The following is a 12,675-nucleotide window of genomic DNA, read 5'->3' on the forward strand; positions in this document are numbered from 1 at the left end:
TGTCGTAACGCTCACATCGCCCGCCGTGATCGTCAGCGCCCCACGGCGGCTAGCATCCGGCCCATGGAGCCCCAGTTGCTGCACGGTGTCACCGACTCGGTCGCCACCGTCGTCATCCACCACCCCGCCAAGCGCAACGCGATGACCGCCGCGATGTGGCGCGCGCTGCCGCCGCTGCTGGACGGCCTCGCCGCCGATCCCGGCGTACGGGCGCTGGTGCTGACCGGGGAGGGCGGCACGTTCTGCGCGGGGGCCGACATCTCCTCGCTCCAGGGGTCGCCGGACGAGGCGCAGCGCCTGGCGCAGCGCGCCGAGGAGGCGCTGGCCGCGTTCCCCAAGCCGACCCTCGCGGCGGTCCGGGGCCACTGCGTGGGCGGCGGGGCGCAGTTGGCGGCGGCCTGCGACCTGCGGTTCGCCGAGGAGGGCGCGCTGTTCGGGGTGACGCCCGCGAAGCTCGGGCTGGTGTACCCGGCGGCGGCCACCCGGCGGCTGGTGACGCTGGTGGGTCCGGCGACCGCGAAGTACCTGCTGTTCTCGGGCGAGTTGATCGACGCGCCGCGCGCGCTGCGCACCGGCCTGGTCGACGAGGTGCTGCCCGAGGGTGAACTCGGCAAGCGCGTCGCCGAGTTCACCCGTGTCCTGGTCTCGCGCTCGCAGCTGACGCAGGCCGCGGCGAAGGAGTTCGCCGACGGCCGCACCGACCGCGACGCCCACTGGGCCGAGCAGGCCCGCGGCAGCGACGACCCCGCGGAGGGCGTCACCGCGTTCCTCCAGCGGCGCGGGCCGCGCTTCACCTGGACGGTGCCGGGCCCCGGGTGAGGATGAAACGGCTCCGGGCGCGCAGCTGTTCCACCAGGTGGGCCGGCGCCTTGTGCGGGGAGCCCGCGTCGTAGGGCGGCTGCGGGTCGTACTCGGTGAGCAGCTGGACCGCCCGGGCGTGCTCGTCGCCCGCGATCCGGCCGAGCAGGGTCAGGCCCATGTCGATGCCGGCGGAGACGCCGGCCGCGGTGACGTACTTGCCGTCGGTGACGACCCGTTCGCCAGTGGGTTCGGCGCCGTGGGCGTGCAGCGCGTCCAGGGCGAGCCAGTGGGAGGTGGCCCGGCGGCCGCGGAGCAGTCCGGCGGCGGCCAGCAGCAGCGAGCCGGTGCACACCGAGGTGGTCCAGGTGCTTCCGGCGTCGGCGGCGCGCAGCCAGTCCAGCAGCGGGGCGTGCGTCATCAGCGCGGACTGGCCGGGGCCGCCCGGCACGACCAGGACGTCGGGGTGCGGCACCTCGGCGAGCGTCCGGTCGGCGACCAGGGCCAGCGCGCCGGTGTCGGTGCGGACGGGGCCGGTCTCCTCGGCGACGAAGACGGTCTCGGCGCCCGGGAGGCGGCCCAGGGTCTCGTAGGGGCCGACGGCGTCGAGCGCGGTGAAGCCGTCGTAGAGCACGATCGCGATCTGCATGGGTGTCCCTTCCCAGGGGTGGTGTACGGGTCGGATCAGTGGGCCGGGCGGAAGCGGCGGCGGTACTCCGCCGGGGGCGTGCCGAGGGCCTTGACGAAGGCGCGGCGCATGGCCTCGGGGGTGCCGTAGCCGCTGGCGCGGGAGACCTCCTCGACGCCGTCGGCGGTGTCCTCGAGGAGCCGGCGCGCGTGCTCCAGGCGGACCCGGTCGACGTAGCGGCCGGGGGTGGTGCCGGTCTCGTCGCGGAAGGCGCGGGCGAAGTGGCGCGGGGAGAGGCGGGCGCGGGCCGCGAGCGCCTCCACGGACAGGTCGTCGGCGGGGTGCTCGGTGATCCAGCGCTGCACCTCCCGCAGGGGGTCGCGGCGGGCGGTCTGCGCGGCGAGCTGGGCGCTGAACTGGGCCTGGTTGCCCGGCCTGCGCAGGAACACCACCAGGTGGCGGGCGACGGTCAGCGCGGCGTCCCGGTCCAGGTCCTCCTCGACCAGGGCCAGTGCGAGGTCGATGCCCGCGGTGACGCCGGCCGAGGTGGCGACGTGGCCGTCACGGACGTAGACGGGGTCCGGCTCGACCGTGACGGACGGGTGGTCGCGGGCCAGCTTGGCGCAGTAGCTCCAGTGCGTCGTGACCCGGCGGCCGTCCAGCAGGCCCGCCCCGGCCAGCAGGATCGCCCCCGTGCAGACCGAGACCAGACGCCGGGCCCGGGGGCCGTGCGCCCGCAGCCACGCGGTCAGCTCCGGGTCGGAGGTCCGGGTGCCCTCCCCGCCGGGCACCAGCAGGGTGTGCGGGTCGCGGGCCCCGGCCAGCGGGCCGTCGGGCACCAGGGTCAGCCCGCTGGAAGTGCGCACCGGGGCGCCGTCCAGGGAGGCGGTGCGGATCCGGTACGTCCCCGGGGTGTGCCGCTCGGCGCCCGCGAAGACCTCCAGGGGGCCGGTGACGTCGAGGCTCTGCACGCCGTCGAAGAGGACGACGAGGACGGTTCGCTGGGGCATGCCCCGATTCTTCGGGCGGGGCGTTCATGGCCGCAATGACGGGTTCCCCACCTTTCCTGCCGTCGGCCCGGGGCGCCGCGGTACGCAGGCATGTCCGGCGCGGTGCGCGGTATGCGGGAGGGAGGGAGTGCCCACCACGGGAAACCCCCACGGGAAGCCCTGACGGGAAGCCCTCACGCAAGCCACGGAGAGAGGAAGTCCCATGTTCCGAGCGATCGCCGACGTCCTGCGCCAGATCGGCGGCGCGGTGGCCACCGTCGTCACGCTGCCCTTCCGGGCCCTGGGCCGCCTGTTCGGCGGCGCCTCCGGCTCGGCCCGGGGGCGCCGCGCCTAGCTCCCTCACCCCGGCCCCCTCCCCTCCCGGCGCACGGACCTGCGCGGTCCGCCGCGCCGGGTCCGTGGCCTGGTCCCGGGCTGTCGGTGGCGCCTGCCACAATTGCCGCGCAACCCCAGTGGAGAAGGCGGTACGGGATCGTGACGACACCCGGGTCCAGCGCAGGGTCCATCGAAGGCAGGATCGCCGAGGAGCTCGGCGTCAGGGAGCGGCAGGTCAAGGCCGCCGTCGAGCTGCTCGACAGCGGTTCGACGGTGCCCTTCATCGCGCGCTACCGCAAGGAAGCGACCGAGATGCTCGACGACGCGCAGCTGCGCACGCTCGAGGAGCGGCTGCGCTACCTGCGGGAGCTGGAGGACCGGCGGTCCGCGATCCTGGAGTCGGTGCGCGAGCAGGGCAAGCTCACCGAGGAGCTCGAGGCGCGGATCCGCGGCGCGGAGACCAAGGCGCGCCTGGAGGACATCTACCTGCCGTACAAGCCGAAGCGGCGGACCAAGGCCCAGATCGCGCGCGAGGCGGGCCTGGAGCCGCTCGCCGAGGGGCTGCTCGGCGACCCCGGCGTGGACCCGGCGGCGGCCGCCGCCGCGTTCGTCGACGCGGACAAGGGCGTCGCCGACGCGCAGGCGGCCCTGGACGGCGCGCGGGCGATCCTCACCGAGCGGTTCTCCGAGGACGCGGACCTCATCGGCGAGCTGCGCGAGCGCATGTGGGGGCGTGGCCGGCTCGCCGCGAAGGTGCGCGAGGGCAAGGAGGAGGCGGGCGCCAAGTTCGCCGACTACTTCGACTTCTCCGAGCCGTTCACCGCGCTGCCCTCGCACCGGGTCCTGGCGATGTTGCGGGGCGAGAAGGAGGAGGTCCTCGACCTCGTCCTGGAGCCCGAGGAGCCCACGGACGGGCCGTCGTCGTACGAGGGGATCGTCGCGCACCGCTTCGGGATCGCCGACCGGGGCCGGCCGGGCGACAAGTGGCTGCTGGACACGGTCCGCTGGGCCTGGCGCACCCGCATCCTGGTGCACCTCGGCATCGACCTGCGGCTGCGGCTGCGCACCGCCGCCGAGGACGAGGCCGTGAACGTCTTCGCGGCGAACCTGCGCGACCTGCTGCTGGCCGCCCCGGCGGGCACGCGCGCGACGCTCGGCCTGGACCCGGGCTTCCGCACCGGCGTGAAGGTCGCCGTGGTCGACGCGACCGGCAAGGTCGTCGCCACCGACGTCATCCACCCCCACGTCCCGGCCAACAGGTGGGACGAGGCGATCGCCAAGCTGGCCCGGCTGGCGCAGGAGCACGCGGTGGAGCTGGTCGCCATCGGCAACGGCACCGCGTCCCGCGAGACCGACAAGCTCGCCGCCGACCTCATCGCCCGGCACCCGGAGCTGAACCTCACCAAGGTGATGGTCTCCGAGGCCGGCGCGTCGGTGTACTCGGCGTCCGCGTTCGCCTCCCAGGACCTGCCCGGCCTCGACGTGTCGCTGCGCGGAGCGGTGTCCATCGCGCGGCGCCTGCAGGACCCGCTGGCCGAGCTGGTGAAGATCGACCCCAAGTCGATCGGCGTCGGCCAGTACCAGCACGACCTGTCCGAGGTGAAGCTGTCGCGCTCCCTGGACGCGGTGGTGGAGGACTGTGTGAACGGCGTGGGCGTGGACGTCAACACCGCCTCGGCGCCGCTGCTCGCCCGGGTCTCCGGCATCACCTCGGGCCTCGCCGAGAACATCGTGGCGCACCGCGACGCCAACGGCCCGTTCCGCTCGCGCACCGAGCTGAAGAAGGTGCCCCGGCTCGGCCCCAAGGCCTACGAGCAGTGCGCGGGCTTCCTGCGCATCCGCGGCGGCGACGACCCGCTGGACGCATCCAGCGTGCACCCCGAGGCGTACCCGGTGGTGCGCCGCATGGTGAAGACCACCGGCCAGGAGGTGGCGTCCCTCGTCGGCAACACCGGGGTGCTGCGCTCGCTGCGGGCCACGGACTTCGTGGACGAGACGTTCGGCCTGCCGACCGTGACGGACATCCTCAAGGAGCTGGAGAAGCCGGGGCGCGACCCGCGGCCGGCGTTCAGGACGGCCACCTTCAAGGAGGGTGTCGAGAAGATCTCCGACCTGTCCTCCGGGATGGTCCTGGAGGGTGTGGTGACCAACGTCGCCGCGTTCGGGGCGTTCGTCGACGTCGGCGTGCACCAGGACGGCCTGGTCCACGTCTCCGCGATGTCGAAGACGTTCGTGAAGGACCCGCGGGACGTGGTCAAGCCGGGCGACATCGTGAAGGTGAAGGTCCTCGACGTCGACATCCCGCGCAAGCGGATCTCGCTGACGCTGCGGCTGGACGACGAGGCGGCGCCGCAGGGCCCGGCCGCGGGCGGCGAGCGTCCGCGGCGCGGTGGCGGCCGGCCCCCGCAGCAGCGGCAGGGCGGCGGCGGCCGGGGCGGTTCGGGCTCCGGCTCCCGCCAGGCGGCCGCGGCCCCGGCCAACGGCGCGATGGCCGACGCCCTGCGCCGGGCGGGCCTGCTCGACCCCAAGAAGGGCCGGGGCTGACACCCGCCGACGGGTCCGGGTCACGGCCCGGACCCGTCGGCGCCGCGCCCGTACAGTGGCCGTATGACCATCTCGCGCGTACTGACCTGGGACGTCACGGCGAGCAACGGGTACGAGACCGCCTGGGCGGAGGTCGGCGACGATGAACTGCGGGCCCGGGGCCGGGCGGTGGGGACCGTACCGGAGCCGTACTGGGTCACCTACGAGCTGGACACGGGCCCCGGCTACGTGACCCGCCGGCTGCGGGTCACGGTGGACACCGCGGCCCGCACCCGCTCCCTGGACCTGCGGCGCGGCGACGGGGGCGGCTGGACGGCCGACGGGGAACGGCTCCCCGGCTTCGACGCGGCCTTCGACTGCGACCTGGGGCGGTGTCCCCTCACCAACACCATGCCGGTCCTGCGGCACGGGCTGCACCGGCGCCCCGGCGAGCGGCGGCTGCTGACGGCCTGGGTGTCCGTGCCGGCCCTGACGGTCCGGCCGTCGTGGCAGACGTACACCCACCTCGGTGACGGGGCCGGCGGCACCCGGGTGCGGTTCGCCTCGGGCGACTTCCGCAGCGACGTGGTGTTCGACGCGGACGGGTTCGTGCGGGACTACCCGGAGCTGGCGGCGCGGCTGGACTGAGGCGTGGCCCGGCCGAGCCCGTGACCCGGCCGGGAGCCGTGCGCCGTGGGTCCCTCAGCGCTCGGTCACCTTGCCGTCGGCCACCTCCAGGCGGCGGGTGACGTGGACCGCGTCCAGCATGCGGCGGTCGTGGGTGACCAGCAGCAGGGTGCCCTCGTAGGCGTCGAGGGCGGACTCCAGCTGCTCGATGGCCGGCAGGTCGAGGTGGTTGGTGGGCTCGTCGAGGACCAGCAGGTTGACGCCCCGGCCCTGGAGCAACGCCAGGGCGGCCCGCGTGCGTTCACCGGGTGACAGGCCGGCCGCGGGGCGCAGCACGTGGTCCGACTTCAGGCCGAACTTGGCCAGCAGCGTGCGGACCTCGACCGGTTCGGTGTCGGGGACGGCCGCCTGGAACGCGTCCAGCAGCGCGACGGGGCCGTGGAACAGGGCGCGGGCCTGGTCCACCTCGCCCACCAGGACGCCCGAACCGAGCGCGGCGTGGCCGGAGTCCAGCGGGAGGCGGCCCAGCAGGGCGGCCAGCAGGGTGGACTTGCCGGCGCCGTTGGCCCCGGTCACCGCGATCCGGTCGGCCCAGTCGACCTGGAGGGACACCGGGCCGAACGTGAAGGCGCCGCGCCGCACTTCGGCGTCCCGCAGGGTCGCCACGACCGCGCCGGAGCGGGGGGCGGAGGCGATCTGCATGCGCAGTTCCCACTCCTTGCGCGGCTCCTCGACGACCTCCAGGCGCTCGATCATCCGCTGGGTCTGCCGGGCCTTGGCGGCCTGCTTCTCGCTGGCCTCGCTGCGGAACTTGCGGCCGATCTTGTCGTTGTCGTTGCCGGCCTTGCGGCGGGCGTTCTTCACGCCCTTGTCCATCCAGGACCGCTGCGTCTGGGCCCGGTCCTGGAGCGCGGAGCGCTTGTCGGCGTACTCCTCGTAGTCCTCGCGGGCGTGCCGGCGGGCGACCTCCCGCTCCTCCAGGTACGCGGCGTAACCGCCGCCGTAGAGGTTGACCGCCTGCTGGGCCAGGTCGAGTTCGAGGACCTTGGTGACCGTGCGGGTGAGGAACTCGCGGTCGTGGCTGACGACGACGGTGCCGGCGCGCAGCCCGGTCACGAACCGCTCCAGGCGCTCCAGGCCGTCCAGGTCGAGGTCGTTGGTGGGCTCGTCGAGCAGGAAGACGTCGTAGCGGGAGAGCAGCAGCGAGGCGAGGCCCGCGCGGGCCGCCTGGCCGCCGGACAGGGCGGTCATCGGCTGGTCGAGGTCCACCCGCAGGCCGAGCGCGTCGGCGGTCTCCTCGGCCCGTTCGTCCAGGTCGGCGCCGCCGAGGCCGAGCCAGCGCTCCAGGCTCGCCGCGTAGGCGTCGTCGGCGCCCGGGGTGCCGTCCACCAGGCCCTGGGTGGCCTCGTCCATGGCGCGCTGGGCGTCGGCCACGCCGGTGCGCCGGGCGAGGAACTCCCGCACGGTCTCCCCCGGCCGCCGCTCCGGCTCCTGCGGCAGGTGTCCGACGGCCGCCGTGGGCGGGGAGAGCCGCAGCTCGCCCTCCTCGGGCGCGGTGAGCCCGGCGAGCAGCCGCAGCAGGGTGGACTTCCCGGCGCCGTTGGCGCCGACCAGCCCGATCACGTCGCCGGGGGCGACGACCAGGTCGAGCCCGGAGAAGAGCGAGCGGTCGCCGTGGCCGGCGGCGAGGTTCTTGGCGACGAGGGTGGCGGTCACAGACGGTAGATCCTAGTGGGAGTCCCGACGGGCGGGGCACCTGGCCGGCAGGAGGCAGCGGGGATGAGCGGCGGAGTGATCGTGGTGGGCGGCGGGGTGATCGGGCTGACGACGGCCGTCGTGCTCGCCGAGCGCGGCCACCGGGTGCGGGTGTGGACCCGGGAGCCGGCCGAGCGGACCACGTCCGCGGTGGCCGGCGGCCTGTGGTGGCCGTACCACATCGAGCCGGTGGAGTCGGCGCGGGCGTGGGCGCTGCGCTCGCTGGAGGTGTACGAGGAGCTGGCCGCGCGGCCTGATCGGACCGGCGTCCGGTTGGTCGAGGGGGTGCTCGGCGAGACGGACCCGGCCGAGGTGGAGGGGTGGGCGGCCGGACGGCTGACCGGGCTGCGGGCGGCCACCGCCCGGGAGTACCCGCGCGGCGGGGGCCTGTGGGCGCGGCTGCCCCTCGTCGACATGCCGGCGCACCTGCCGTGGCTGCGGGAGCGGCTGGCGGCGGCCGGCGGCACGGTGGAGGTGCGCGCGGTGGGCGACCTCGCCGAGGCGGACGCCCCGGTGGTGGTGAACTGCTCCGGCCTGGGCGCCCGCGAGCTGGCCGCCGACCCGGCGGTGCGGCCCGTGCGCGGCCAGCTGGTCGTGGTGGAGAACCCGGGGGTCGGCACCTGGCTGGTCTCCACCGGCGCGGACGGCGAGCCGACGTACCTGCTGCCGCAGCCGGGCCGGCTGCTGCTGGGCGGGACCGCCGAGGAGGACGCGTGGTCGACGGAGCCGGACCCGGCGGTGGCCGAGGCGATCGTCCGGCGGTGCGCGGCCCTGCGCCCGGAGGTGGCGGGCGCGCGGGTGCTGGAGCACCGTGTGGGCCTGCGGCCCGCGCGGCCCGCGGTACGGCTGGAGCGCGGGACCCTGCCGGACGGGCGCCCGGTGGTGCACCACTACGGCCACGGCGGCGCCGGGGTGACGGTGGCGTGGGGCTGCGCCGAGGAGGCGGCCGGGCTGGTGGGCCCGGCCGCCTCCTAGGGGGCGTCTCGTCGATCAGGGCGGATCAGGGAGCGGTCCGGTGACCTGGTCGTCTCCTGGACCGCGTGCCCTACGGCACGCCTACGGCACGCGGGGAGCGGTGCGCGGCCCCGCCACGCCGGTCGGCGCGACGGGCGTCGCCTGCTGCTTGCCCGACGTGGCGCGGGCGAAGGCGGCCGGGCCGCCGACCAGCGGGACGCGGGCCGAGGTGCGGGCCAGGTCCAGGGTCAGGGTCGGCCGGTCGGCGGGCGGGTCGATGAGGTCCCGGTCGGTGCCCGCGACGACCAGGGCGAGCCGGTGGCCCTTCGGCACGACGTGGTCGGTGGCCGCGAGGTCCACGGTCAGGGTGTACGCCCGGCCCGGTGTCAGCGGGACGCCGTGCCCGGGGTCGGCGGAGGTTCCGAGGTCGGCCCAGCCCCGGCTGACCACGGTGGCGCCGACGTCCACGGTCTTCGCCGCGGCCGCCTTGAAGCAGGCGCTGTCGCCCGGGGTGCTCGCGCCCCAGCAGGTGCGGTCGGTGAGGGTGGTGATGCCCTCGCCGCTCGCCGCGTAGTCGCGGATCGTGTCGGGGCCGACGTCGACCAGGACGGCGGACAGGTGGGCGGTCGCCGTGGTGGGCGTGGCGGTGACGGTGACGCGCGGGGAACCGGCGAGGCGCAGGTCCCGGGTGAGCGGCGCGGTCAGGAAGCCGGCCTTCTCCGGGGTGGACCGGTCGAGGTGGGCGGCCCAGTCGGTCTCGTCGAGCGCCGGGTCGTCCGTGAAGGTCTCGGTGCCGGGTGTGCGGCGCAGGCCGAGGGTGCCGACGCCCGGCTCGCCGCCCGGGGCGGGGCGCAGGGTGGTGGCGGTGGTGCCGCGCGGCGGCCAGGTGGCGGAGGTGACCCACTGGTCGGGGTGGCGCTCGACGTCCGCCATCGGCTCGCGGTCGATGCCGTTGTCGTAGCCGAGCAGTTCGTGGTCGAACCAGCGGTGCAGGGTGTCGACCCAGGCGGCGCGGCGGAAGTCGAACGGGTCGACGTGGCCGGTCTGGGAGAGCCAGATCTTGCGCCGCACGCCGTGGTCGGCGAGGGCGTCCCACCACTGGCCGAGGTGTTTGGTGCGGACGTTGAGGTCCTGCATGCCGTGCACCAGGAAGACGCTGGCCCTGACCTTCGCGGCGTCCTTGACGTAGTCGCGCTCGGCCCACAGGGCGGTGAGGTCGCCGGTGCGCGGGGCACCGTCGACGAGGCGCTGCTGCACGGCGGCGCAGCGGGCGCGGGCCTCGGGGCTGTCGACGTAGTCGGAGAGCCACTCGGGGCCGGAGTCGTACAGCGGGGCGCCCTGCTGGAAGTAGTAGTCGTACCAGGAGGAGATGGCGCTGATCGGCACGACGGTGCGCAGGCCGCGCACGCCGGTGGCGGCGACACCGTTGGCGATGGTGCCGTCCCAACTCTTGCCGATCATGCCGGTGCGGCCGTCGGTCCAGGTGGCGCGGGCCCGTTCGGTGCCGGTGCGGGTCGTGTACGCGCGGGCACGGCCGTTCAGCCAGTCGACGACGGCCTTCGCGGACAGCACGTCGGAGCGGCCGCCGACGTCGACGCAGCCGTCGGAGCGGTTGGTGCCGGCGAGGTCGACGCCGACGACGGCGTAGCCGCGCGGCACGAAGTAGTTGTCGTAGAACAGCGGCATCTGCACGACGTGGCCGTCGGCGTCGTAGGTCTTCTTCTGGCTCTCGTTGCCGCGTCCGCAGCACGAGTAGTAGGGGCTGGCGTCCATGATGACGGGCACCTTGCGGCCCTGGGCGGCGGGTTCGCGGGGGCGCACGATGTCGACGGCGACGCGGTCGGTGCGCCCGTCGCCGTCGCCGTCGAGGCCGGTGTCCACCCAGACGGCCTCACGGACCGCGTCGGCGTAGGAGTAGCGGGGCAGGCTCTCGCGGGTGCGGGCGGTTCCCGCCGCGCTCGCGGTCGCCGGGGTGAGGAAGGCCGCCAGGAGGAGGGTGACGGCGGCGGTCGCGAGCGGTCTCCAGGTCGTGAAGCGCGTGCGTGTCGGCATGCGCGGGACGCTACCGCCGCCAACTCCCGTGCAGAAGAGGGCATCCGGTGCGGCACGCGTGGTTCCGCCGTGGCCGGATCGCACCCCTGGGGAGGGTGGGCTCGTGACGGCCGAATGGCGATCGTGTGACAGGGGCGGCCGTGGACAGGTTCCGCGCACGGGGAGTCAATAGGCTTCGAACGGATCTGCTGTTCCGACGACTTGGAGCATTCGTGCACCGCAGACTCATCGCACCGGGCGCGCTCGCCGCGGCTTCCGTACTGCTGGCGATCCCGGCGTCGGCCGCGAGCTTCACCCCCGGCGCGCCGGGCATCGGCGACCCCTACTACCCGGCCTACGGCAACGGCGGCTACGACGTCTCGCACTACGACCTGCGGCTGAAGTACCAGCCCGCGACGGACGAATTGGAGGGCACCGCGACCCTCCTCGCGAAGACCACGCAGGACCTGTCGCGCTTCGACCTGGACTTCCTCCTCGACGTGAGCGAGGTGCGGGTCAACGGCGTGGCGGCCGCCTTCTCCGCCTCGGGCGAGCACGAGCTGGTGGTCACGCCGAAGTCGCCGCTGCCCAAGGGCACGGCCCTGACGGTCGTGGTGCGCTACCACGGGGTGCCGTCGTCCAAGCAGGCGTACGGCTTCACCAGTTGGCACCGCACCCCGGACGGCGGGATCGGCGCCAACGAGCCCGAGTCGGCCTGGTGGTGGTTCCCGAGCAACGACCACCCGCTCGACAAGGCGACCTACGACGTCTCGGTGCTCGTCCCGGACGGCACCCAGGCGATCTCCAACGGCACGCTGCAGTCGACGAGTTCGAAGCTGGGCTGGACGCGGTACAACTGGCGCGAGAACAAGCCGCAGACCACCTACCTGGCGACGCTCGCCGTGGGCCGGTTCGACGTGACGACCGGCACCTCCGAGGGCGGCGTCCCGGTGATCAACGCCTACAGCAAGGACCTGGGCGACAACGACGGCGCGGCGCGCGCCAGCGTGGAGCGCACCGGGGAGATCGTCGACTGGCTCAGCGGCTACTTCGGGCCGTACCCGTTCAGCAGTGCCGGCGGCTACGTCCCCAACACCACGACCGGGTACGCGCTGGAGACGCAGACCCGCGTCTACTACAGCCCGCGCCAGTTCGCCAACGGCGCCAACACCTCCGTGGTCGTGCACGAACTGGCCCACCAGTGGTACGGCGACAGCGTGTCGGTCAAGGGCTGGAAGGACATCTGGATCAACGAGGGCTTCGCGCGGTACGCGCAGTGGCTGTGGTCCGAGCACGAGGACGAGGGCACGGCGCAGCAGCTCGCCGACTACGTCTACGCCTCGCACCCGGCCGACGACGCGTTCTGGACCGTGAAGCCCGGTGACCCGGGTCCGGAGAACCAGTTCGACGGCGCGGTCTACGACCGGGGCGCACTGGCCATCCAGGCGCTGCGCAACGCGATCGGCGACGACGCGTTCTTCGCGGTCCTCAAGGGCTGGCCGCAGAAGTACGCCTACGGCAACGCGTCCGTGGCCGACTTCCAGCGGTACGCCGAGCAGGTGTCCGGCAAGCCGCTGGCCGCGCTGTTCGACACCTGGCTGTTCCAGCCGTCGAAGCCGGCCGCGCCCGCGGCGCGCGCGGCGTCCGTCGCGCCGTCGGCCCGGGGGGCGGCGCCGGTGCAGCCGAAGTCCTGGAAGCGGATCGCGGCGACGAACGACGTGCACGGCGCGGTCCGGTAGGAACCGCCCGGCAACGGCCCAAGGGGTGGTCCGGGGAGCGTGCTCCCCGGACCACCCCTCCGGCACGGGTCCTGCTACCGGGTGAGGTCCGTCAGCTCCTCGTTCTCGGTGCGGGTGACCCGGCGGCGCACACCGAACCAGCCCACGACCAGCGCGAGCGCGATCACGGGGATGAGGAGGAGGGTCTTGCGGCCCACCTCCGGGTCGTTGGCCATCATGCCGAGGCAGGCCAGCAGGAAGGCGATCGTGGCGATCTCCGGGGCGGTGCTTGAGGTCCTTGCTGTAGCCGGCGTCG

The 12,675-nt window shown here is 74.5% G+C and carries 10 protein-coding genes and 1 pseudogene; 6 read left to right on the forward strand and 5 right to left on the reverse strand.

The genetic code is table 11. The features are described 5' to 3' along the window. Nucleotides 1–63 precede the first annotated feature (63 nt). Nucleotides 64–819, forward strand: coding sequence for an enoyl-CoA hydratase/isomerase family protein (locus AQJ30_RS14810; RefSeq protein WP_067233491.1), 756 nt, complete (start codon nucleotides 64–66; stop codon nucleotides 817–819). Here AQJ30_RS14810 and AQJ30_RS14815 read toward each other — a convergent pair. Further along, nucleotides 791–1,447, reverse strand: a complete 657-nt coding sequence (locus AQJ30_RS14815; protein WP_067233492.1) for a DJ-1/PfpI family protein — start codon at nucleotides 1,445–1,447, stop codon at nucleotides 791–793. The two genes, AQJ30_RS14810 and AQJ30_RS14815, sit on opposite strands and share 29 nt — an antisense overlap. A gap of 35 nt (nucleotides 1,448–1,482) precedes the next feature. Next, nucleotides 1,483–2,436, reverse strand: coding sequence for a GlxA family transcriptional regulator (locus AQJ30_RS14820; RefSeq protein ID WP_067233494.1), 954 nt, complete (start codon nucleotides 2,434–2,436; stop codon nucleotides 1,483–1,485). A gap of 202 nt (nucleotides 2,437–2,638) precedes the next feature. On the opposite strand from AQJ30_RS14820, the gene AQJ30_RS39810 reads away from it, so the two are divergent. The 3 genes from AQJ30_RS39810 (at nucleotide 2,639) to AQJ30_RS14830 (ending at nucleotide 5,922) form a co-directional block, all read left to right on the forward strand. Then, a complete protein-coding gene (locus AQJ30_RS39810) occupies nucleotides 2,639–2,770 on the forward strand; it encodes an LPFR motif small protein (protein ID WP_268253509.1) in 132 nt (43 codons plus the stop codon). A 140-nt stretch (nucleotides 2,771–2,910) separates the two neighbouring features. After that, nucleotides 2,911–5,295, forward strand: a complete 2,385-nt coding sequence (locus tag AQJ30_RS14825; protein ID WP_067233496.1) for a Tex family protein — start codon at nucleotides 2,911–2,913, stop codon at nucleotides 5,293–5,295. Between the two features lie 63 nt (nucleotides 5,296–5,358). After that, nucleotides 5,359–5,922, forward strand: coding sequence for a putative glycolipid-binding domain-containing protein (locus tag AQJ30_RS14830; RefSeq protein WP_067233497.1), 564 nt, complete (start codon nucleotides 5,359–5,361; stop codon nucleotides 5,920–5,922). Between the two features lie 54 nt (nucleotides 5,923–5,976). Here AQJ30_RS14830 and AQJ30_RS14835 read toward each other — a convergent pair whose 3' ends face one another. Beyond that, a complete protein-coding gene (locus AQJ30_RS14835; RefSeq protein WP_067233499.1) occupies nucleotides 5,977–7,617 on the reverse strand; it encodes an ABC-F family ATP-binding cassette domain-containing protein in 1,641 nt (546 codons plus the stop codon). A gap of 63 nt (nucleotides 7,618–7,680) precedes the next feature. On the opposite strand from AQJ30_RS14835, the gene AQJ30_RS14840 reads away from it, so the two are divergent. Continuing rightward, a complete protein-coding gene (locus AQJ30_RS14840) occupies nucleotides 7,681–8,631 on the forward strand; it encodes an NAD(P)/FAD-dependent oxidoreductase (protein WP_067233501.1) in 951 nt (316 codons plus the stop codon). Between the two features lie 81 nt (nucleotides 8,632–8,712). Here the strand turns inward: AQJ30_RS14840 and AQJ30_RS14845 are convergent, their stop codons facing one another. Beyond that, nucleotides 8,713–10,662, reverse strand: coding sequence for a Xaa-Pro dipeptidyl-peptidase (locus tag AQJ30_RS14845; RefSeq protein WP_067233503.1), 1,950 nt, complete (start codon nucleotides 10,660–10,662; stop codon nucleotides 8,713–8,715). A 212-nt stretch (nucleotides 10,663–10,874) separates the two neighbouring features. On the opposite strand from AQJ30_RS14845, the gene AQJ30_RS14850 reads away from it, so the two are divergent. After that, nucleotides 10,875–12,380 (forward strand): M1 family metallopeptidase, encoded by a 1,506-nt coding sequence (locus AQJ30_RS14850; protein ID WP_067233505.1) that lies wholly within the window; start codon nucleotides 10,875–10,877, stop codon nucleotides 12,378–12,380. Nucleotides 12,381–12,454: 74 nt separating this feature from the next. On the opposite strand, the pseudogene AQJ30_RS36910 reads toward AQJ30_RS14850, so the two are convergent. Continuing rightward, nucleotides 12,455–12,649 (reverse strand): annotated as a pseudogene (locus tag AQJ30_RS36910) (amino acid permease); the annotation flags it as partial. Between the last annotated feature and the right edge of the window lie 26 nt (nucleotides 12,650–12,675).

Source organism: Streptomyces longwoodensis (genome assembly GCF_001514125.1).
Lineage (GTDB): Bacteria > Actinomycetota > Actinomycetes > Streptomycetales > Streptomycetaceae > Streptomyces > Streptomyces longwoodensis.

Excerpts from the sequence above, each read along its gene's own strand:
- AQJ30_RS14840 (WP_067233501.1), top strand. The coding sequence starts at position 7,681 with ATGAGCGGCGGAGTGATCGTGGTGGGCGGCGGGGTGATCGGGCTGACG.
- AQJ30_RS14830 (WP_067233497.1), top strand. The coding sequence starts at position 5,359 with ATGACCATCTCGCGCGTACTGACCTGGGACGTCACGGCGAGCAACGGG.
- AQJ30_RS14810 (WP_067233491.1), top strand. The coding sequence starts at position 64 with ATGGAGCCCCAGTTGCTGCACGGTGTCACCGACTCGGTCGCCACCGTC.
- AQJ30_RS14845 (WP_067233503.1), bottom strand. The coding sequence starts at position 10,662 with ATGCCGACACGCACGCGCTTCACGACCTGGAGACCGCTCGCGACCGCC.
- AQJ30_RS14815 (WP_067233492.1), bottom strand. The coding sequence starts at position 1,447 with ATGCAGATCGCGATCGTGCTCTACGACGGCTTCACCGCGCTCGACGCC.
- AQJ30_RS39810 (WP_268253509.1), top strand. The coding sequence starts at position 2,639 with ATGTTCCGAGCGATCGCCGACGTCCTGCGCCAGATCGGCGGCGCGGTG.
- AQJ30_RS14820 (WP_067233494.1), bottom strand. The coding sequence starts at position 2,436 with ATGCCCCAGCGAACCGTCCTCGTCGTCCTCTTCGACGGCGTGCAGAGC.